At 61.2% G+C, this 19,425-nt stretch carries 19 protein-coding genes; 10 read left to right on the top strand and 9 right to left on the bottom strand.

The genetic code is table 11. The annotated features are described in order from the left end of the window. Positions 1–146 precede the first annotated feature (146 nt). Both VPH40_RS27670 and VPH40_RS27665 read left to right on the top strand, forming a co-directional pair. A complete protein-coding gene (locus VPH40_RS27670) occupies positions 147–710 on the top strand; it encodes a TetR/AcrR family transcriptional regulator (protein WP_218965297.1) in 564 nt (187 codons plus the stop codon). Between the two features lie 56 nt (positions 711–766). Next, positions 767–1,693 carry an aldo/keto reductase gene (locus VPH40_RS27665; protein ID WP_251351656.1) on the top strand — a complete coding sequence of 309 codons (927 nt, stop codon included), beginning with the start codon at positions 767–769 and terminating at the stop codon, positions 1,691–1,693. Here the strand turns inward: VPH40_RS27665 and pssA are convergent. After that, positions 1,690–2,430, bottom strand: a complete 741-nt coding sequence (pssA, locus tag VPH40_RS27660) for a CDP-diacylglycerol--serine O-phosphatidyltransferase (RefSeq protein ID WP_328575028.1) — start codon at positions 2,428–2,430, stop codon at positions 1,690–1,692. The two genes, VPH40_RS27665 and pssA, sit on opposite strands and share 4 nt — an antisense overlap. Before the next feature lie 269 nt (positions 2,431–2,699). Here pssA and VPH40_RS27655 point away from each other — a divergent pair, with 269 nt between their 5' ends. Further along, complete coding sequence (locus VPH40_RS27655; protein ID WP_328575014.1) at positions 2,700–3,653, top strand: CAP domain-containing protein; 954 nt, start codon at positions 2,700–2,702, stop codon at positions 3,651–3,653. Between the two features lie 108 nt (positions 3,654–3,761). Further along, a complete protein-coding gene (locus tag VPH40_RS27650; RefSeq protein ID WP_099666169.1) occupies positions 3,762–4,397 on the top strand; it encodes an Hpt domain-containing protein in 636 nt (211 codons plus the stop codon). 9 nt (positions 4,398–4,406) lie between these two features. On the opposite strand, the gene VPH40_RS27645 is transcribed toward VPH40_RS27650, so the two are convergent. After that, positions 4,407–4,607: a hypothetical protein gene (locus tag VPH40_RS27645; protein ID WP_077408887.1), complete on the bottom strand. Its 201-nt coding sequence runs from the start codon at positions 4,605–4,607 to the stop codon at positions 4,407–4,409. A gap of 179 nt (positions 4,608–4,786) precedes the next feature. On the opposite strand from VPH40_RS27645, the gene VPH40_RS27640 reads away from it, so the two are divergent. Continuing rightward, positions 4,787–6,484, top strand: a complete 1,698-nt coding sequence (locus VPH40_RS27640; protein WP_328575013.1) for a M1 family metallopeptidase — start codon at positions 4,787–4,789, stop codon at positions 6,482–6,484. 23 nt (positions 6,485–6,507) lie between these two features. Here the strand turns inward: VPH40_RS27640 and VPH40_RS27635 are convergent, their stop codons facing one another. The 6 genes from VPH40_RS27635 to rpmH all read right to left on the bottom strand — a co-directional run bounded on the left by VPH40_RS27635 (position 6,508) and on the right by rpmH (position 10,976). Continuing rightward, positions 6,508–6,807, bottom strand: a complete 300-nt coding sequence (locus tag VPH40_RS27635; RefSeq protein WP_143451424.1) for a hypothetical protein — start codon at positions 6,805–6,807, stop codon at positions 6,508–6,510. Positions 6,808–6,816: 9 nt separating this feature from the next. Then, positions 6,817–8,196 carry a tRNA uridine-5-carboxymethylaminomethyl(34) synthesis GTPase MnmE gene (gene mnmE / locus VPH40_RS27630; protein WP_099666166.1) on the bottom strand — a complete coding sequence of 460 codons (1,380 nt, stop codon included), beginning with the start codon at positions 8,194–8,196 and terminating at the stop codon, positions 6,817–6,819. 185 nt (positions 8,197–8,381) lie between these two features. Then, positions 8,382–10,112, bottom strand: a complete 1,731-nt coding sequence (gene yidC, locus VPH40_RS27625) for a membrane protein insertase YidC (RefSeq protein ID WP_077408891.1) — start codon at positions 10,110–10,112, stop codon at positions 8,382–8,384. 11 nt (positions 10,113–10,123) lie between these two features. Then, positions 10,124–10,384: a membrane protein insertion efficiency factor YidD gene (gene yidD / locus VPH40_RS27620; protein ID WP_010401993.1), complete on the bottom strand. Its 261-nt coding sequence runs from the start codon at positions 10,382–10,384 to the stop codon at positions 10,124–10,126. Beyond that, positions 10,381–10,818: a ribonuclease P protein component gene (gene rnpA / locus VPH40_RS27615; RefSeq protein WP_099380766.1), complete on the bottom strand. Its 438-nt coding sequence runs from the start codon at positions 10,816–10,818 to the stop codon at positions 10,381–10,383. The genes yidD and rnpA overlap by 4 nt, the downstream gene beginning before the upstream one ends. A 23-nt stretch (positions 10,819–10,841) precedes the next feature. Further along, positions 10,842–10,976, bottom strand: coding sequence for a 50S ribosomal protein L34 (rpmH, locus tag VPH40_RS27610; RefSeq protein ID WP_010401996.1), 135 nt, complete (start codon positions 10,974–10,976; stop codon positions 10,842–10,844). 513 nt (positions 10,977–11,489) lie between these two features. Between rpmH and dnaA the strand changes: the two genes are divergently transcribed. The 5 genes from dnaA to VPH40_RS27585 all read left to right on the top strand — a co-directional run bounded on the left by dnaA (position 11,490) and on the right by VPH40_RS27585 (position 19,039). Then, positions 11,490–12,884: a chromosomal replication initiator protein DnaA gene (gene dnaA / locus VPH40_RS27605; protein ID WP_034781304.1), complete on the top strand. Its 1,395-nt coding sequence runs from the start codon at positions 11,490–11,492 to the stop codon at positions 12,882–12,884. 141 nt (positions 12,885–13,025) lie between these two features. Next, positions 13,026–14,132, top strand: coding sequence for a DNA polymerase III subunit beta (dnaN, locus tag VPH40_RS27600; RefSeq protein ID WP_034754341.1), 1,107 nt, complete (start codon positions 13,026–13,028; stop codon positions 14,130–14,132). A gap of 81 nt (positions 14,133–14,213) precedes the next feature. After that, positions 14,214–16,712, top strand: coding sequence for a DNA topoisomerase (ATP-hydrolyzing) subunit B (gyrB, locus tag VPH40_RS27595; RefSeq protein ID WP_099666165.1), 2,499 nt, complete (start codon positions 14,214–14,216; stop codon positions 16,710–16,712). 144 nt (positions 16,713–16,856) lie between these two features. Then, positions 16,857–17,777 carry a bifunctional helix-turn-helix transcriptional regulator/GNAT family N-acetyltransferase gene (locus tag VPH40_RS27590; protein ID WP_289919951.1) on the top strand — a complete coding sequence of 307 codons (921 nt, stop codon included), beginning with the start codon at positions 16,857–16,859 and terminating at the stop codon, positions 17,775–17,777. Between the two features lie 200 nt (positions 17,778–17,977). Beyond that, a complete protein-coding gene (locus tag VPH40_RS27585; RefSeq protein WP_099666155.1) occupies positions 17,978–19,039 on the top strand; it encodes a GGDEF domain-containing protein in 1,062 nt (353 codons plus the stop codon). Here the strand turns inward: VPH40_RS27585 and VPH40_RS27580 are convergent. Continuing rightward, complete coding sequence (locus tag VPH40_RS27580) at positions 19,018–19,386, bottom strand: hypothetical protein (RefSeq protein ID WP_328575012.1); 369 nt, start codon at positions 19,384–19,386, stop codon at positions 19,018–19,020. The two genes, VPH40_RS27585 and VPH40_RS27580, sit on opposite strands and share 22 nt — an antisense overlap. Between the last annotated feature and the right edge of the window lie 39 nt (positions 19,387–19,425).

Genomic DNA, 19,425 nt, shown 5'->3' with positions numbered 1-19,425 from the left:
AGATTTCACGTAGAGATGACTGGAGTATCGCGGCGCGGCGTACCCACCTGTCGGTTAATTGATCAGGATGATTGACAAGCAGTTGCTTTGCATTTACGGTGCGCATCGTACCATAATTAAAAGAAACATTCAGAGACAGGTTAGACGTGATCAAAAAAGAGGCAGTGGCGCGTGGCCGCCCGCGCAAGGCGGGTGTGGAAGATGCGGTATTGGAAGCGATCGTCATGCTGGTGCGCCTGCATGGGCTCGACGCGGTGACGATACAGATGGTGGCCGACGCTGCCGGCGTGGGGCGCCAGACGATCTACCGGCGCTGGCCGCGCCGCGAAGACATGCTGCTCGACGCGCTCGTCAAGCGCACGGCGGAAAAGCTGCAGCGCGCGCTCGACATGCCGGACGGCCAGGAAATCGAGGCGATCTGCGCGCGCATCTTCGACAACCTGAACGCCGACGGCCGCTTCACCTGCGACCTGCTGGTGCTGATCCACAACGATGCGGCGGCGCAACTGCGCTTTCGCGAGCAGATCGTCGCGCCGTGGATCAGCCTGGTGGTGCAGCGCCTGCTCAACATCGGCGTGCGCGCCGACCTCGACCTGCGCCTGTTCGCCTTCATGCTGCAATCGGCGCTCGTGTACCAGATGCAGCTGGGCGGCCAGCTCGATGCGGCCTTGCAGGAGCGGTGTTGCCGCTTTATCCGCAGCATGCTCTAGATTAGCTGGCTATAATCGTGGCGAGTCCCCTCACGTCACCATCAGAAAGCCAGCCCATGAGCCATGTATTTCCCGCCAGCCTGCAAGCGCCGCGCAGCCGTTTGAGCAGCAACGGTCCCGAACTGTCGCGCATCGTCGCCGGCATGTGGCGCATCGGCGAGTGGAATATGTCTGCGCAGCAACGCCTGGCCTTCATCGAGCAATGCCTGGCGCTGGGCGTATCGAGCTTCGACCATGCCGACATCTATGGCGATTACAGCGCCGAAGGCCTGTTCGGCGAAGCGCTGGCACTGCAGCCGGGCTTGCGCGACAAGATGGAGCTGGTCAGCAAATGCGGCATCAAGCTGCTGTCGCCGCACCGTCCCGGCCATGCCATCCAGCATTACGACACGAGCGCGGCGCACATCACCAGTTCCGTGGAACACACCTTGCGCCAGTTGCAGACGGACCGCCTGGACTTGCTGCTGATCCACCGCCCCGACCCGCTGATGGATTTCGACGAGATCGCCGGCGCCTTCACGCAATTGAAAGCGGCGGGCAAGGTCTTGCACTTTGGCGTGTCGAATTTCAGCCGCCACCAGTTCGAATGCCTGCACCGGCGCTTCCCGCTGGTGACGAACCAGGTGGAATTTTCGCCGCTGCACGTGACGCCACTGTTCGATGAAACCTTCGACGGCTTGCAGGACGTGGGCGTGGCGCCGATGATCTGGTCGCCGCTGGCGGGCGGACGGCTGTTCCAGGGCGGCGATGCGAATGTGGAGAACTTGCGCAATGTCATCAAGCAGATCGCGGATGAACTGCAGCGTCCGTTTGCCAGCGTGGTATTCGCCTGGATCATGCAACTGCCATGCCGCCCCCTGCCGCTGACGGGCACGGGCCGCATCGAAGCCGTCGGCGTGGCCGTGGAGGGCACGCAATTTGCGCTCAGCCGCAGCGACTGGTTCGCCATCCTGCGCGCCGCGCGCGGGCACGAGGTGGCTTAGTCTATCTCGTCCGGGTCGTTGAAGACTTGCGGCAACGCAATACCCCGCCAGCCCAGGTGCCACGCCAGGTTGAGCAACAGGGTGGCGGCGATGTAGACGGCGAAGAACAGCGCGAAGAAGCTGGTCTTCAGCCACACCAGCAGGGCGACGGCGACGATCAGCACCAGCAGCGCGGCCAGGCTTTTCTTTTGCTTGGAGCTGGGGAAGCGCAAGGTCGACACCATCAGGCTGCCCACACCCACCAGCAATAGCATCAGCAGATAGCTGTGCAGCATGGAATCGATGGGTGCCGGCCAGGCCACCACGACGGCCGCCACGCAGGCGGCCCCGGCCGTGATCGGCATGCCGACGAAATACAGGGGATCCGTCCGTCCCACGTTCACATTGAAGCGCGCCAGGCGCATGGCGCCACACGCGACAAAGAAGAAGCTGGCCATGCCGCCAAAGCGCAGCAGCAGCGGATCGTGCACGCCCATCTGCACGAAGCCGTAGCAGTACAGCAATACGGCCGGGGCGCAGCCGAAATTCATCACGTCGGCGATGGAATCGAGCTGCACGCCGAACTGCGAGCTGGTATTCGTCAGGCGCGCCACGTAGCCGTCGAGCGCGTCGAACACCCCGGCCAGCACCAGCAGCGCGGCCGCCAGCCGGTAATCGGCGGGGTTGCCGACACCGGCGTTATCGACGGAGATGACGATGCTGGCAAAACCGCAGGCTATCGAAAGCAAAGTCACCATGCTGGGCAAGGCGTATTTGGCGCGCTGCAGGCGCGACTTGGGCAATGTGTTCAAATTTGTGGGCAATCAAAGTAGCGGAAATGAGGCAACGCAGCGGCAAACGCTGCACTATGCTCATTCTACCCTGCGCAGCTGCGGCACCGTCTGCGCACGAGCACGCGACATATCTTGTCATTGATGCTCTACGGCATATAAAAATGCCTTAGAATCGTTTCACAGGGCAGCACGCCGGCCCCCACCGCTGCCCGCCTACCTATACAGGAGTCAACTTGATTGTCTCGTCACTGCGTTGGAAGTACTGGATACCCGCCCTGCTGAGTGCAGCCCTGCTGAGCGCCTGCGGCGGCGGCGATAACGGCGGCAAGACGTCGCTGAACACCTCGACCCAGGCCGGGCAGCTGACACAGGAGCCGGGCGCTCCCGTCCTCAGCAACAATATCGCCACCGATGGTTTCAACTGGATCAATTACCGGCGCAGCCAGATCGGCCTGGCGCCGCTGGTGCGCAATAGCCAGATCGACAACGCGGCACTCGGCCACTCCAATTATCTGAACAGCAATAATGTGGTGGTGCACAATCAAGTCAAAGGCAAGCCCGGCTTTACCGGCGAAACACTGTATGACCGCCTGACCGCGTCCGGCTATGGCGTCACTTCCGTCTGGGGCGAAGTCATCGCGGGCGTGTCGACCAATTCCGGTTTCTACATGGCGGAAAACCTGATCACGGCCGTGTATCACCGCTTCCTCATCTTTGAACCGGTCTTCAAGGAAGGCGGCGCCGGCGCGGCCGTCAACACCAGCGGCTATGCGTATTTCACCACCGACCTGGCGGGCAACAGCCGCTACGGTCCCGGCTTGCCGGCCGGCCAGATCGTCAGCTACCCGTTCGATGGACAGACCAAGGTCGCCACCAGTTTCGCCAGCAATGAAGAGGAACCCGATCCCGTGCCCAACCAGGACGTGGTCGGCTACCCCATCAGCGTCCATGCGAATTTCGACGCCACCCTCAGCGTGACGACATTCACCGTGCGCCAGCGTGGCGCCGGCGCGGACCTGGCGGTACGCCTGCTCAGCAAGGAAACCGATGCCGTCAATACATCGCGCTCGGTGGCCGCCATCATCCCGCTGGCCCCCCTGCTGGCGGCCACCACCTATGACGTGAGTTTCATCGGCAAAGTCAATGGCGCGAGCGTCACGCGCAGCTGGTCATTCACGACGCGTTAGTCTGGCAGCGTCTGCCAAGCGGACGCAGTAGCGAGGGCAACTGGATGTAAAATAGTGGATATTGCATGAATGCAATTGACAAGTTTTGGGGCCCTCTGCACACCAGGCATGATGAAACCACACGCCACTTGCGATGATGATGCCGCCCTCGCGGCATCCGACATGGTCCGGATTCTCGATGTCGAGAACGGACTGGGCCGCATCATGGGCGACCGCATCCTGTACCTGAAAATCCTGCGCCGCTTCCTGCATGACCACGGCACCACGCCGTGCCAGATCCGCGCCGAATTCGACACGGGCAACTATGCCTCCGCGCGCCTGAAGGCGCATACCTTGAAGGGCGCCGCCGGCATGATCGGCGCGCACCACGTGCACGGCCTGGCGGAAACGCTGGAATCGGCACTGCGCGCGCAGGCGCCCGACCTGGCCCGGCAGATGCTGCAGCTGGAACTGGCGCAAGATCAATTGCTGGGCGCGGTCAGCAGCATGCTGGGCACGCCGGAGGCGACCCACACGGCGGCGCAGGACGTGGCGCCCGATCCGGCCGCGCCTGCCATCCAGCTGCTGCTGGCGCGCCTGGCCAGCCACCTGCGCGAAGGCGACGGCGCGGCCATCGACATCCTGGAAAACTCGGCCAGCCTGCTGGCGGCCAGCCTGGGCGTGCACGTCTACCAGGAAGTGGCGGCTGCCGCACATGAGTTCGACTACGACGGCGCGCTGGCGGCGCTGCTGCGGCGCCGCTAATTACCGAACTCAAGGGTGGTATTGCGCCTCTTCCGCGTAAGCCATGCCACAGCTCTTGCCGCAAAAGCGGCGCACGGCGTCGAGCGGCTTGTCGCAGTACCAGCACGCGCCTTTCGGCGGCAAGGTGGCGATCAATTCCGGCATGGCGGGCAATCGTCGCGCCACGACCTCATCCCCGCATTCAACGACATCCGGCTGTTTGCTGTCCATGGCGCTTCCTTTCCTAGCGGCACTTCAAGGCCGCTCAGCAAGATTACGTCAGCGCAGTTTGAAGCCCATGACATTTCTCAACGGCGGCCACGCTTGCCCCATCGGCGCCTTGAAATTTCCAAACGACAACGTTGTCACTTCACACTACAATCGGTGTTCCGTTCACTTGCGCGCCTGCCATGAAACCCATCCCTCTGCTGCTCTCCTGCTTGCTGCTCAGCGCCTGCGCCACGCAGGCGCCCACCGCCTACACCCTCAATTCGGGCGCCGAACGCACGCCGGAACAATTGGCGGTGGTGTTCGAACACGCCGACCTGACCTTGCGCATCGACCCGGCCAGCCGCAGCATCGCCGGCGACGCGCGCCTGACCTTCCTGGCGACGCAGCCGATCTCGCGCTTCGCGCTGGACCTGGACCGCAACCTGCCCGTCGATGCCATCGAAATCGACGGCAAGGCGCTGCGGCCGCAAGACTATGCCAACCCGGACGGGCGCCTGAGCATGACCTTGCCGGCCACCCTCGCGGCCGGCGCGCGCACCACCATCCGCGTCGTCTACCACGGCGTGCCGCACGTCGCCGTGAAGGCGCCGTGGGATGGCGGCATGGTGTGGTCGAGCACGGCAGATGGCGCGCCGTGGATCGCCAGCGCCGTGCAAGGCGAAGGCTGCGACCTGTTCTGGCCCTGCATCGACCACCCGATGGGCAAGGCCCAGCTGATCGACCAGCACATCCAGGTGCCGGCGCCGCTGGTGGCGGCCGGCAACGGCGTCGCGCTTGGCATGGATGAGGCCGACGGCTGGCGCACCTGGCACTGGCGCGCCAAGCACCCGAGCACCTATGGCATCGCCCTCAACGTGGCGCCCTACCGCAGCCTGCAGGGCGAGTACGCCAGCCGCTACGGCAACCGCATCCCCCTGCAATTCTGGTATCTGCCGGAAAGCGAAGCCAAGGCGGGCGCCCTGTTCGCGGAATTGCCGCCCATGCTAGATTTTTTTGAAAGCGTCATCGGCCCCTACCCGTTTGGCGATGAAAAGGTCGGCATCGCCGAAACGCCGCACAAGGGCATGGAGCACCAGACCATCAATGCCTATGGCAACAAATTCGCCAAGAGCAGCTATGGCTACGACGAACTGCTGCAGCATGAATTTGCGCACGAATGGTTCGGCAACCAGCTCACCAACAGCAACTGGGACGATATGTGGCTGCACGAAGGTTTCGGCACCTACATGCAACCGCTGTACATGCAATATCTGCGGGGAGAACAGGAATATTTTGCTTCGTTGCAACAAATGCGCGCCAGCATCGTCAACAAGGCGCCCATGGTCTCGGGCAAGCCGAAAAGCGAGGAAGAAGTCTACGACCTGAAAAAGGGCGGACCGGGCGGCGACATTTATGTGAAAGGGGCGCTGGTGCTGCACACCTTGCGCGGCCTGATCGGCGACGACGCCTTCTTCCGCGCCGTGCGCCTGCTCGTCTACGGCACGGAACAGCCGCAGCCGGGCCAGTTCCAGCCCCGCTATGGCAGCACGCAGGAATTCATGGCCATCGTCAACAAAGTCACGGGCAGCAATTACGACTGGTTCTTCCAGACCTATCTGTACCAGGCCGCGCTGCCGGAGCTGTCCGCCGTGCGGGACGGCGACACCCTGCGCCTGCTGTGGAAGACGCCTGCCGACCTCGCCTTCCTGATGCCGGTGGAAGTGCGTATCGGCAAGGAAATCCATACCGTTTCCATGGCGCTGGGCTTTGGCGAACTGCCCCTGCCGGCTGGCGCCACGTACACGCTCGACCCGCGCTCGCGCGTGCTGCGGCGGGCCGAGCATATCGAAGCCTTCCAGACATTCAAGGAAGAGCAAGCCAAGCGCAAGAAGAGCTGAGCCGCCGCAAGCCAGGGCGGCCGTTATTTCCGGAAACTGCGCACCGCGTCATTGGCATTGTCGGCAATGACTTTTTCCAGCTTCGGCTGTCCTGCATACTTGGCGGACAGCCGTTTCCACTGCCGCTGCGCCTGGCCGCAAAAAGCAGCCACGGCTTGCGTGATCTCGCGCTGGCGCGCCTTGTCATTGTCATCCCACTCGCCGGCAAAGTGCTCGCACATTTGCGCATGATCAATGAACTGCACCACGTCGCGCGGCAGCTTTTCCTCTGCCTGAACCAGCAAGGGCAGACAGCACAGTGCGGCAGCGATCAACATTTTCATCGTGTGCCCTTACTTGCCGATGCAGAAACGGCTGAAAATCACGCCCAGCAGATCGTCAGGCGAAAACTCGCCCGTGATGCTCGACAGCTGCACTTGCGCCAGGCGCAGTTCTTCGGCAAACAAGTCCAGCGACTGGTCGTCCTGCGCCGCGTGTTCGGCCGCGATGTCCAGGTGCTTGCCGGCCGATTTGAGCGCGATCAAATGGCGTTCGCGCGCCAGGTACAGCGATTCTCCCGTCTGCTGCCAGCCGGCGATGCGCAACAGCTCGGCACGCAGCAAGTCGATGCCGATGTGCTCGTGCGCGGACAGATACACGTGGGTGGCGTCGGGCAGGCTGTCGACGCTGGGCTTGTGACCCGACAGGTCGATCTTGTTCCACACGCGCACCACCGGCACGCCCTCGGGGAAGGCGGCGACGATGGTTTCATCGGCCAAGGTCGGGCCATGATCTGCGTCAAGCAAGTGCAGGATCACGTCGGCCTTGCCGATCTCGCCCCAGGTGCGTTCGATGCCGATGCGCTCGACAGCGTCGATGGTATCGCCCGCGCTGCGGATGCCGGCCGTGTCGATGATGTTGAGCGGAATGCCTTCAATCTGGATCGTTTCGCTGACCTTGTCGCGCGTGGTGCCGGCGATCGGCGTGACGATCGCCACGTCGGCGCCCGCCAGCGCGTTCAGCAGCGATGATTTGCCCACGTTCGGCTGGCCCGCCAGCACGACATTGAGGCCTTCGCGCAGCAGCGCGCCCTGCGCCGCCTGCGCAAACACTTTATGCAACGCTGCGATGACGGCCTTCAACTGGCCGCGCGCATTCGATTTTTCCAGGAAGTCGATCTCTTCTTCCGGGAAATCCAGGGTCGCCTCGACCAGCATGCGCAGTCCCGTCACCTGCTCGACCAGCGCGTGGATGGTGTTCGAAAACGCGCCCGACAGCGATTGCGAAGCGGACTTGGCGGCCGCCTCCGTGGAGGCGTCGATCAGGTCGGCCACGGCTTCGGCTTGCGCCAGATCAAGCTTGTCATTCAAAAACGCGCGACGCGTGAATTCGCCCGGTTCGGCCAGGCGCAAGCCGCTGTCACGGCCCGCTTCCAGCACGCGCGCCAGCAGCAGCTGCAGCACCACGGGGCCGCCGTGCCCCTGCAATTCCAGCACGTCTTCGCCCGTGTACGAATGCGGGCCCTTGAAGTGGATGGCGATGCCCTGGTCGATGATGGCGCCGTCGCTTTCCGTGAATGGCAAATAGGTGGCGTGGCGCGGTTTCAGCGCCTGCGCGCCGAACAGGGCCGTCATTAACGGAGCGAGATTTTTGCCGGAGGCGCGTACCACGCCGATGCCGCCGCGCCCGGGAGCGGTGGCGATGGCGGCGATAGGGGAAGAGTCGAGTTTCATGGGGATATTGTAGATTATTCGGGGAAGGCTGCGGGAGCCGCGCTATGTTCAGCGACAAACCGGGTGCACATGAAGGGGGGCAGTGGAAAACCGGCAAAACCCACTTTTTTTTTGACATCGTACCCACTGGGTAGGATGTCAAAAAAAAGCCCGCGCGAGGCGGGCTTTCGATTCGCTGGCCGGACTTACTTGACGGCAGGCGCGTATTTCTTGGTGATCACCCATTGCTGGCCGATCGACAGGACGTTGTTGACGACCCAGTAGAGTACCAAGCCCGACGGGAAGAAGAAGAACATCACCGAGAATGCCAATGGCATAAACAGCATCATCTTCGCTTGCATCGGATCGGCCGGGGCCGGGTTCAGCTTGGTCGTGATGAACATCGAGATCGCGTACAGCACGGGCAGGATGCACCATGGGTCATGCTGGGCCAGGTCGGTGATCCAGCCGATCCATGGCGCGCCGCGGATTTCCACGGACGCGTTCAAGACCCAGTACAGGGCGATAAAGACAGGCATCTGGATCAGGATCGGCAGGCAGCCGCCCAGCGGATTGATCTTTTCCGTCTTGTACAGCTCCATCGTGGCCTGGTTCATCTTTTGCGGATCGCCCTTGAAGCGTTCGCGGATCGCTTGCATCTTCGGCGTGACCAGTTTCATCTTCGCCATGCTGCGGTAGCCGGCGGCCGACAGCGGGAAGAACAGCAGCTTGATCAGGATCGTGAAGGCGATGATGGTCCAGCCCCAGTTGCCCAGCACGCTGTGGATCTGTTCCATGACCCAGAACATCGGCTTGGCGATGATGGTCAGCCAGCCATAATCCTTGACCAGTTCCAGGCCAGGCGAGACGTTTTCCAGCAGGTGCGCGATTTGCGGACCCGAGTACAGCTTGCTATCCATGCTGGCCGAAGCGCCTGGCGCCAGGGTAGGCAGGGGCAGCACGTTGCCGATGGCGTACAGGTTGGGGCCGACCTTCTTCGTGAAGATGTCGCGCTTGGCGTTCTCAGGCGGAACGAAAGCGGACACGAAGAAGTGTTGCGAAATCGCAAACCAGCCGCCATTCGCCGTCGCCGGGTGCAGGCCCTTCATGGCATTGTCGTTGCCCTTCTTCTCGTCTTCCAAGGCCGCTTTTTCGATTTTCTCGAACGTCAGCTTCTGGTACTTGTCTTGCGGCGTGTACAGGGTCGGGCCCGTGAAGCTGCTGTTGAAGAAGGAGTCGCCGACCGGCTTGTTGCCGTCATGCGTCAGTTGCAAATACAACTGCGGCGTGACAGGGGCCGCGCCCACGTTGGACACGTCATGGCGCACGTCGATGACGTAATCGCCGCGCTTGAAGGTAAACGTCTTGGTCAGCTTGACGCCGCCTTCGACCGCTTCCATCACCAGTTGAATTTGCTTGCCATCGGCCAGGGTACGCACGCCAGGCTGCACGGTGAAACCGCTCGCATGGGTAGGGAAGGGACCGCCGACCAGGCCCGATTGCGCCAGGTAAGTGTGGTTCGCGCCTTCGTCGAACAGCACTTCGTTTTGCTTGCCGTCGTCCGGCTGGCATACCTTGAACAGGCCGAAGCAGCCGCCAAACCAGCCCGGATTACCCGCGCCCTTGAATTTCAGCAATTCCAGACGCTTGACCTGGCCGCCCAGGGTGTCGATATCGACCTTGATGACGTCGGTGGTGATGGTAATCACTTCGCGCTTGAACGCGGCGGGATCGACAGCGTCACCCGGCAGGGCAGGCACGCCTGCCGCGGCTGGCAAGGCAGCCGTCTTGGCAGGGGTCGCAGGCGCCTTGGCGGTTTGTTCCGTGTTCGCGGAGAACATCGACGGCTTGCCGTTCGAGATCATCCATTCGTTCCAGAGAATTACCAGCGAGACGGAAAACACGATCCACAGGATGGTACGTTTATTGATATCCATTAGGGTATTTGTCAGGAGTGGTTGCAACCGCAAGCGGTCGTTGAAGATTGTTTGCAATCGGCCGGCGGCACCGGGTCGACGCCCCCTTCATTCCAGGGGTGGCAACGGCACAGGCGCTTGGCAGCCAGCAGGCTGCCCTTGGCAGTACCGTGCACGCGCAGCGCTTCCATCGCGTAATGCGAACAGCTCGGATAGAAACGGCAATTCTGTCCCAGCATGGGGCTGATCAGCAACTGATAAGCGCGCAGCAGGAACAGCAGCAGGGTTTTCATGGCGCGGATGGTGGTGGCGCAGCAACAGAACGGGCCTGGGCGGCGATTTGCGCCGCGAACAGGCGGCTCAATTCCTCGCGCAGCTCGGCTTTGAGCTGCGTCGTGGTGGCCGGGCCATCCTTGCTGTTGACGGCGCGCGACAAACGCACCACGCAGTCGACCGGCGGCATCGCGCTGTTGCGAAACAGCTCGCGCGTGACGCGCTTGATCGTGTTGCGGGTCGCCGCGCGCGGCGCGAAACGCTTGGCCACAACGACGCCCAGCCGCGCATGCGGCAATTGATTGTGTCGGGTGTACAGCACAAAATGCGCTGTTTTTTGCGAAGGGCGCAAACGAAAAACGGATGAAAATTCATCCGTTTTAACGATACGCCGAACGCGCGCGAAGTCGTGTGAACCTTCGCGTTGATTGCCGACTGGAGTACAGCTAGCCACGCGATCAGCTGTCAACGACAAGCCTAGACGGCCAGACGTTTGCGGCCCTTTGCGCGACGTGCGTTGAGCACATCACGGCCACCACGGGTAGCCATACGAGCGCGGAAGCCGTGCGTACGCTTGCGGCGAACGACGGAAGGTTGGTAAGTACGTTTCATGTTGGTCTCGCTAAAAACAAAAAAAATGCAAAATCGGGTCTGACGTCCCGTCAGTTTTTGGTGCCAATGACAATCGCGCACTTATGCCAAGGCACAAGCTGGCCAATCTCATCGCCCGCTTAATCCACGCTTAGTCCATATTGTCGTTCCAAATGAATAAACACGGAATACGGGCGGGGAACCCTGAATTATTCAGCATATGCCCCCCTCTTGTCAAGGATTGCCGTGATCGCCCGGAAATTTGCGCGCCGGCCCCCATCTGCCGGCAAGGCCCCGCCACAGGCCGCGCCAGCACTGCCTGTGACGGGATAACCGGGGGATAAGTCGCCTCTTATGCACACGGCGCCCCACCCCGCCACACAAAAATAACAGCCGTGCCTGTGGATAACTTTCGCAGTCGGGAGTAGAATAGCGCGTTACGTGTGGCGAGCCCTCGCGCGACGCCGGCCTTGCAACACGGTGAACGCAGGGCAGAATCGATACGCCCTCCCACACCTTTTCACATAGACATACATGGATAATTTCTGGCAGGCCTGTTCCGCGCAGTTGGAACTGGAGCTGACACCGCAACAATTCAGTGCGTGGATCAAACCGCTTATCCCTCTCGATTACGAAGAGGGCAAGCTGCGCATTGCTGCGCCCAATCGCTTCAAGCTCGATTGGGTCAAGACCCAGTTCGCCAGCCGCATCACTGCCCTGGCCATTCAGTACTTCGAAGCGCCGACGGAAGTGCAGTTCGTGCTCGACCCACGCCTGGCCTTGCCGAAGAAACCCGTCACCGCCAGCACCCCGGCCAGCGATCCGAATGGCGGCGCGCCCAGCGCGCGCGCCGCGGAGCCGCAGCCGAGCGTGCCGGAGTTAAGCATCGGCGCCGCGCCGCGCCGCGAGCAGAGCCGCATCAACACCGACCTGACCTTCGACAGCTTCGTGACGGGTAAGGCCAACCAGCTGGCGCGCGCCGCCGCCATCCAGGTGGCGAACAACCCGGGCGTGTCGTACAACCCGCTGTTCTTCTATGGCGGCGTCGGCCTGGGCAAGACCCACTTGATCCACGCCATCGGCAACCAGGTGATGGCCGACAATCCGGGCGCGAAGATCCGCTACATCCACGCAGAACAGTATGTTCGCGACGTAGTGACCGCTTACCAGCGCAAGGGTTTCGACGACTTCAAGCATTACTATCACTCGCTCGACATGCTGCTGATCGATGATATCCAGTTCTTTGGCGGCAAGAGCCGCACGCAGGAAGAGTTCTTCTATGCCTTCGAGGCATTAATTGCCGCAAAGAAACAGATCATCATCACCTCGGATACGTATCCGAAGGAAATCACGGGCATGGACGACCGCCTGATCTCGCGCTTCGACTCGGGCCTGACGGTGGCCATCGAACCGCCGGAACTGGAAATGCGCGTGGCGATTCTGTTGAAAAAGGCCAAGCAGGAAGGCGTGACCTTCTCCGACGACGTGGCCTTCTTTGTCGCCAAGCACTTGCGTTCGAACGTGCGCGAACTGGAAGGCGCGCTGCGCAAGATCCTCGCGTATTCGCGTTTCCATGGCAAAGATATCACCATCGATATCGTCAAGGAAGCGCTGAAGGACTTGCTGTCGGTGCAGAATCGCCAGATTTCCGTGGAAAACATCCAGAAAACGGTGGCCGACTTCTTCAATATCAAGGTTGCCGACATGTATTCGAAGCGCCGCCCCGCGAATATCGCCCGGCCGCGCCAGATCGCCATGTACCTGGCCAAGGAATTGACACAGAAGAGCCTGCCGGAAATCGGCGAGCTGTTCGGCGGCCGCGACCACACCACGGTGCTGCATGCCGTGCGCAAGATCGCGCTGGACCGCACCAAGAACCCGGAATGCAACCATGAATTGCATGTGCTGGAACAAACGTTAAAAGGCTAAGCGCCGCTTGGGCAAGGCTGGCTCAAAACGTGCTTTACCCTTATTATCTGGGAGAGCGCCGCAGCCGGCCTGCCGGGGCTCCCCTTGCAATGATTGTTAAATTACTACGTTAAACTTCATACCTATACATTGAGGATAAATATGCAATTGGTCAAAACCACCCGAGATACCCTTCTCCGGCCACTGCAGATCGTGAGCGGTATTGTCGAGCGTCGGCACACTATGCCGATTCTGGCCAATATCCTCATCCGCAAAGACGGTGAAAATGTCTCCTTCCTGTCGACCGACACCGAAGTGCAGATCACCACGCACGCGGAAATCGGTTCCGGCGCGGACGTCACCGGCACCACCGTGGCCGCGCGCAAGCTGCTCGACATCCTGCGCGCCCTGCCCGAATCGGGCGACGTCACGATGACCCTGCTGAACAAGCGCCTGACCGTGCAAACGGGCAAGTCGCGCTTCGCCCTGCAAACCTTGGCGGCGGAAGAGTTTCCAACCGTGCAACAAGCGGAAAGCTACAACGCGTCCGTCACCCTGCCCCAGAAAACCTTGAAGCACCTGTTCAACATGGTGCATTTCTCGATGGCGCAGCAAGACATCCGCTACTACCTGAACGGCTTGCTGCTGGTTCTGGATGGCAATAATGTGATCGCCGTGGCCACCGACGGCCACCGCCTGGCGTTTTGCCAGGTCGCTACCGAGCAGACGTTTGCGCGCCAGGAAGTGATTATTCCGCGCAAGACCATCATCGAACTGCAGCGCCTGCTGGAAGAGAACGATGAGCCGGTGCAGCTGGACATCGCCGCCAACCAGGTGAAACTGACCTTTGCCGACATCGAGCTGATCTCGAAGCTGGTGGAAGGCAAGTTCCCCGACTACACGCGCGTGATTCCTAAAGGCTACAAAAACGACTTCACCATCGGCCGCGATGAACTGCTGCGCTCGCTGCAACGTGCCGCCATCATGACCAGCGACAAGTTCAAGGGCGTGCGCTGCATCATCACCCCGGGCAGCATGAAGATCAGCTCGACCAATGCGGACCAGGAAGAAGCCGTCGAAGAGCTGGAAATCGATTACGGCGGCGACTCCGTCGACATCGGCTTCAACGTGACGTATCTGCTGGACGTGCTGAACAACCTGAAATGCGAATACGTCAACATCGCGCTGGGCGACTCGAACTCGTCCGCCCTGATCTCCATCCCTGACAACGCGGACTTCAAGTACGTTGTCATGCCGATGCGCATTTAAGCGTAACCCAATGCAAAACTGGGGTCTGATCCGACAGGGTCAGGCCCCGCAATCAGCAATCGTTATTTGAGAAAGCAGTCCATGTCCGAGAATCCACAAGACACCCCGATCCAGGCCAAAACGGAAGAATACGGCGCCGCCTCCATCCAGATCCTGGAAGGCCTGGAAGCCGTACGCAAACGCCCGGGCATGTACATTGGCGACACCTCGGACGGCACCGGCTTGCACCATCTGGTATTCGAAGTGCTGGACAACTCGATCGATGAATCGCTGGCCGGCCACTGCACGGAAATCCACGTCACCATCCACAGCGACAATTCGATCTCGATCACCGACAATGGCCGCGGCGTGCCAACCGGCCTGAAAATGGACGACAAGCACGATCCGAAGCGTTCGGCGGCGGAAATCGTCATGACCGAACTGCACGCGGGCGGCAAGTTCGACCAGAACTCGTACAAAGTATCGGGCGGTTTGCATGGCGTGGGTGTGTCCTGCGTCAATGGTCTGTCGAAATTGCTGAAACTGACCATCCGCCGCGATGGCAAAGTGCATCACATGGAATTCGTGCGCGGCGTGCCGCAAGACCGCCAGATCGTCATGGTCGGCGACATCGCCACCTCGCCGATCAAGGTCATCGGCGAAACGGACAAGCGCGGCACCGACGTGCATTTCTGGGCCGACGAGGAAATCTTCACGCACGTGGAATTCCACTACGAAATCCTGGCCAAGCGCATCCGTGAACTGTCCTTCCTGAACAATGGCGTCAACATCAAGTTGTCGGACCAGCGCACGGGCAAGGAAGAAGTCTTCGCCTTCGAAGGCGGCACGCGCGGCTTCGTCGAGTACATCAACAAGGCCAAGTCGGTCTTGCACCCGACCATTTTCCAGGCCACGGGCGAGCGCATGTCGGACCAGAACACGAATATCTCGGTCGACGTGTCGATGCAGTGGAACGATGCCTACAATGAACAGGTGCTGTGCTTTACGAATAACATCCCGCAACGCGACGGCGGCACCCACCTGACTGGCTTGCGCGCGGCGATGACGCGCGTGATCAACAAATACATCGATGAACACGAGTTCGCCAAAAAGGCGAAAGTGGAAATCAACGGCGACGACATGCGCGAAGGCTTGACCTGCGTCCTGTCCGTGAAAGTGCCGGAACCGAAATTCTCGTCGCAGACGAAAGACAAGCTGGTGTCGTCGGAAGTGCGCGGCCCCGTCGAAGAGATCGTCGCCAAGACGCTGGCTGATTACCTGCAAGAAAAACCGAACGACGCCAAGATCATTTGCGGCAAGATCGTCGAAGCGGCGCGCGCCCGCGAAGCGGCCCGCAAGGCCCGCGACTTGACGCGCCGCAAAGGCATCATGGATGGCCTGGGCCTGTCGGCCAAGCTGGCCGACTGCCAGGAAAAAGACCCCGCCCTGTGCGAACTGTACATCGTCGAGGGTGACTCGGCAGGTGGCTCGGCAAAACAAGGGCGCGACCGCAAGTTCCAGGCGATTCTGCCGCTGCGCGGTAAAGTCTTGAACGTGGAAAAAGCCCGTTTCGAAAAAATGCTGTCGTCGGAGCAGATCACCACCCTGATCGCCACGCTCGGCACCTCGATCGGACCGGACGAATTCAACGTCGAGAAACTGCGCTACCACCGCATCATCATCATGACCGATGCGGACGTCGACGGCGCCCACATCCGTACCCTGCTGCTGACCCTGTTCTACCGCCAGATGCCGCAACTGGTCGAGCGCGGCCACATCTACATCGCGCAACCGCCGCTGTACAAGGTGAAAGCGGGCCGCGACGAGCGCTATCTGAAAGATGACGCCGAGGAAGCGAGCTACATGATGACCGTGGCGCTGAACACGGCCGTGCTGGTGCCGCGCGAAGGCGCGGAAGGCATTTCCGGCGAAACGCTGACGGAACTGGTGCGCAAGTTCAACCTGTCGAACACCATCATGACGCGTCTGACGCGCGTCATCGACCGCGCCGCCCTGACGGCCATCATGACGGGCGTGCAGCTGGACCTGTCGACCCTGGACCTGGCGGAAACGTCCGCCTTGGCCCTGCAGACGGCCATCAACGACAGCGCCGTGCGCGTGCATGTGCGTTCCGACGACTTGTCGGAAAAACACAAGCTGCACATCGAGCGCATGTACCACGGTAACGTCAAAGTGACGGCCATCGACGCCGACTTCGTGCAAGGCCCGGACTACGCCGTGCTGAGCAGCGGCGCCGCCACCTTCGAAGGTTTGATCGGCGAAGGCGCGTTTGTGCGCCGCGGCGAAGGCGAGCGCATCAAGGAAATCGCCGTGGTCGACTTCCACCAGGCCATGCAATGGCTGCGCGACGAAGCCGAACGCACGGTCTCGAAACAGCGCTACAAAGGTCTGGGCGAAATGAACCCGGATCAACTGTGGGAAACGACGATGGACCCGACCGTGCGCCGCTTGTTAAAAGTGCAGATCGAAGACGCCATTGCGGCGGATCAAATCTTCACGACCTTGATGGGCGACGACGTGGAGCCACGCCGCGCCTTCATCGAAAACAACGCGCTGCGCGCGGGCAATATCGACGTGTAAGCCAGCTTCCCTGGTTTGCGTGACTGCCGAGGCGGCCCTCTTCAGGGCCGCTTTTTTTATGCCTGCCAGAATCCTGCCGCCCTATTGACATACTTGCTTTAAGCAAGCAATAATCTGCCACAAGCAAGTAAATGGAGGTGTCACATGCAGGCGGATCAACTCGGCGAACGCACGGAGATCGTGCGTCGTTTCAACCGTTTCTATACGCGCCAGATTGGCGTGCTGCATGAACACTTGCTGGACAGCGCATTCTCTCTGACGGAAGTGCGCATCCTGTATGAATTGGCACACCGGGAGCAGCTGACCAGCGCGGACCTGTGCCGCGAGCTGGGCTTGAATGCGGGCTATCTGAGCCGGGTCATTGCCGGGTTCGAAAAGCAGGGGCTGATCGCCAAGACGCGCTCGCCCACGGATGCGCGCGCGGCCCGATTGCAGCTGACCGGGCAGGGACAGCGCACCCTCGCGCCCCTGGTCGACGCCTCGCGGCGCGAAGTGGCCGCCATGCTGGAACGTTTGCCGCCGACGGCACAGCAGGAGCTGGTCGCTGCCATGGAGCAAATCCAGGGTTTGCTGGGGGAACCATCGCCCAGCTATCTCCTGCGCAATCCGCAGCCGGGCGACATGGGCTGGATCATCCACCGGCAAGCCGTGCTGTATGCGCAGGAATATGGCTGGAACAATGAATACGAGGCGCTCGTTGCCGACATCCTCGCCAAGTTCGTGCGGGAATTCGACCCGGCCCGTGAGCGTTGCTGGATCGCCGAGAAGGACGGCAAGGTAATCGGTTCGGTCTTCATCGTGCGCCAGGACGACACGACGGCCAAGCTGCGCCTGCTGTATGTCGATCCCTGCGCGCGCGGCCTGGGCATCGGCAGCCGCCTGGTCGACGAGTGCCTGCGCTTCAGCCGCCAGGTCGGCTATACGAAAATGGTATTGTGGACCAACAGCATCCTCACCGATGCGCGCCGCATCTACGACAAGGCCGGCTTCCAGCTGGTCGAGGAAGAGGCGCATCACAGCTTTGGCAAGGACTTGATCGGCCAGGTGCTGGCGCGCGACCTGTGACGACCCGCGCTGCCGCCGCCATATGCCACTGTGGCGGCGGCAGGACAGTGTCAGCCGTTTTCCACGCCACTCTCCCACTGCCCCCAAGAAACCAGTACACTAGTTCCTGAGCGCAACTAATTTTGTGCGCGCGCCATGCCGCCTGCCGTTGCCGGGAGGCGTCCCTGCCGCAAGGCGTGTTGTCTGCCTGGACAAATGCAATGTTCACTTCGCGCAGCCTGTCTCCTGCCTTCTATTACCTGTTCTTTTCAGGAGAACGGGAGCAGCAGCAGCGCTTTTTCAAGGAACTGCATTTCATTTCGATAGCCATCCTGACGTTTGGCCTGGCTTGCTGGCTGGTCACGTTCAGCCTGACCTTGCCGCGCGCTTCGCTCGATCATGCGCAGGCGGCGCTGGGCTTGACGGGCATGCTGGTCGGGCTGCTGCTGACCGTGTATGCGAAGTCCTTGCAAGCCATCATCGCCAGCGGCACCATCAGCGTGCTGTTCATCGCTTTCAGCTTTCGCGTGCTGATGCTGGGCACGGAAGATCCCGCTTTCTGGGTCTTGCCGCTGGGCGTGATGATCACCCTGACGACGGCGCCCATCTTCAGCGGCATCGCGTATTACCTGGGCGTATCGCTGTGCGTGTGGGCCATCCTGGGACTGGGGCAATTTCCCGTGCATGCGGGCCAGGCCGACCAGCATTGGCCCGTACTGGCCGTCACCATCAGCGTGATCATCGGCCTGGCGCTGAATATCTATTTTCTCGTCTTGCGCATCAACAACTACCGCGCCCAGCGCGAGCTGGCGACCATGGCCTACAAGGATGGCTTGACGGGGCTCAACAACCGGCGCATGTTCACGCAAAGCGCCCGTACCTTGCAGCGCACGGCGCATACGCCCGCGTATTTCCTGATGATCGACATCGACGACTTCAAGCAGATCAACGACGTGTACGGCCATGACGTGGGCGACGAGGTGCTGAAAAAGATCGCCGAGGTGATCGGTGAACTGTCGGGCGAGCACCTGTGCGGCCGCCTGGGCGGCGAGGAGTTTGCCGTCATTTACCTAGGTGAAAAGAACGCCGCCTGCGCCTTTGCCGCGCAGCTGGTCGACAGCGTCGAGGCGGCTTTCGTGCCGGAACGCAAGGTATCCGTCAGCATCGGCATGGCGGAACTGATCAAGGAAGCCGACTTGTCGCACAGCTACCGGCGCGCCGATGAATCCTTATACCAGGCCAAGAAAAGCGGCAAGAACCGCTACGTGCTCAACGCCGCCTGAGCGCCACCGTCCGGCACCGCATCGAGCAGCGCCAGCAAGGCTTGCGGCGCAATCTTCCAGGGATCGCGCCGCTCGGGGTCCACTGCATACCAGCTGTCCTGGGGGCCGATCTTGAGGATGGTCAAGGGGATATCCTTGCTCTCGAAGAAGGCCAGCATGCGGTGGATCAAACGGCTCACCTTGGCGTGCTCGTCCGTATACAAGGAGCCCGTATAGAAACAGCCCTTCTCGCCCATGCGCAACAGTTTGGCCGTGCCGATGCGCGAGCGGCCCAGATATTTGTGCAGGAACTCGGTCACTGCCTCATCGTCGACGGGAATACTGCAGGAAATAGTGATTTGGGCCATGACAACGGGGGACAGTGATTCAATAGCCAAGCTTAGCAG

The sequence above is a fragment of the Janthinobacterium sp. P210005 genome, assembly GCF_036231865.1.
GTDB classification, from domain to species: Bacteria; Pseudomonadota; Gammaproteobacteria; order Burkholderiales; family Burkholderiaceae_D; genus Janthinobacterium; species Janthinobacterium kumbetense.
This window is presented reverse-complemented; position numbering and strand designations above follow the sequence as displayed.

What these genes read in the sequence shown, in the direction of transcription:
- VPH40_RS27665 (WP_251351656.1), top strand. Translation starts at nt 767, where the DNA reads ATGAGCCATGTATTTCCCGCCAGCCTGCAAGCGCCGCGCAGCCGTTTG.
- pssA (WP_328575028.1), bottom strand. Translation starts at nt 2,430, where the DNA reads ATGGTGACTTTGCTTTCGATAGCCTGCGGTTTTGCCAGCATCGTCATC.
- VPH40_RS27650 (WP_099666169.1), top strand. Translation starts at nt 3,762, where the DNA reads ATGATGAAACCACACGCCACTTGCGATGATGATGCCGCCCTCGCGGCA.
- VPH40_RS27645 (WP_077408887.1), bottom strand. Translation starts at nt 4,607, where the DNA reads ATGGACAGCAAACAGCCGGATGTCGTTGAATGCGGGGATGAGGTCGTG.
- VPH40_RS27640 (WP_328575013.1), top strand. Translation starts at nt 4,787, where the DNA reads ATGAAACCCATCCCTCTGCTGCTCTCCTGCTTGCTGCTCAGCGCCTGC.
- VPH40_RS27635 (WP_143451424.1), bottom strand. Translation starts at nt 6,807, where the DNA reads ATGAAAATGTTGATCGCTGCCGCACTGTGCTGTCTGCCCTTGCTGGTT.
- mnmE (WP_099666166.1), bottom strand. Translation starts at nt 8,196, where the DNA reads ATGAAACTCGACTCTTCCCCTATCGCCGCCATCGCCACCGCTCCCGGG.
- yidC (WP_077408891.1), bottom strand. Translation starts at nt 10,112, where the DNA reads ATGGATATCAATAAACGTACCATCCTGTGGATCGTGTTTTCCGTCTCG.
- yidD (WP_010401993.1), bottom strand. Translation starts at nt 10,384, where the DNA reads ATGAAAACCCTGCTGCTGTTCCTGCTGCGCGCTTATCAGTTGCTGATC.
- rpmH (WP_010401996.1), bottom strand. Translation starts at nt 10,976, where the DNA reads ATGAAACGTACTTACCAACCTTCCGTCGTTCGCCGCAAGCGTACGCAC.
- dnaA (WP_034781304.1), top strand. Translation starts at nt 11,490, where the DNA reads ATGGATAATTTCTGGCAGGCCTGTTCCGCGCAGTTGGAACTGGAGCTG.
- dnaN (WP_034754341.1), top strand. Translation starts at nt 13,026, where the DNA reads ATGCAATTGGTCAAAACCACCCGAGATACCCTTCTCCGGCCACTGCAG.
- gyrB (WP_099666165.1), top strand. Translation starts at nt 14,214, where the DNA reads ATGTCCGAGAATCCACAAGACACCCCGATCCAGGCCAAAACGGAAGAA.
- VPH40_RS27590 (WP_289919951.1), top strand. Translation starts at nt 16,857, where the DNA reads ATGCAGGCGGATCAACTCGGCGAACGCACGGAGATCGTGCGTCGTTTC.
- VPH40_RS27585 (WP_099666155.1), top strand. Translation starts at nt 17,978, where the DNA reads ATGTTCACTTCGCGCAGCCTGTCTCCTGCCTTCTATTACCTGTTCTTT.
- VPH40_RS27580 (WP_328575012.1), bottom strand. Translation starts at nt 19,386, where the DNA reads ATGGCCCAAATCACTATTTCCTGCAGTATTCCCGTCGACGATGAGGCA.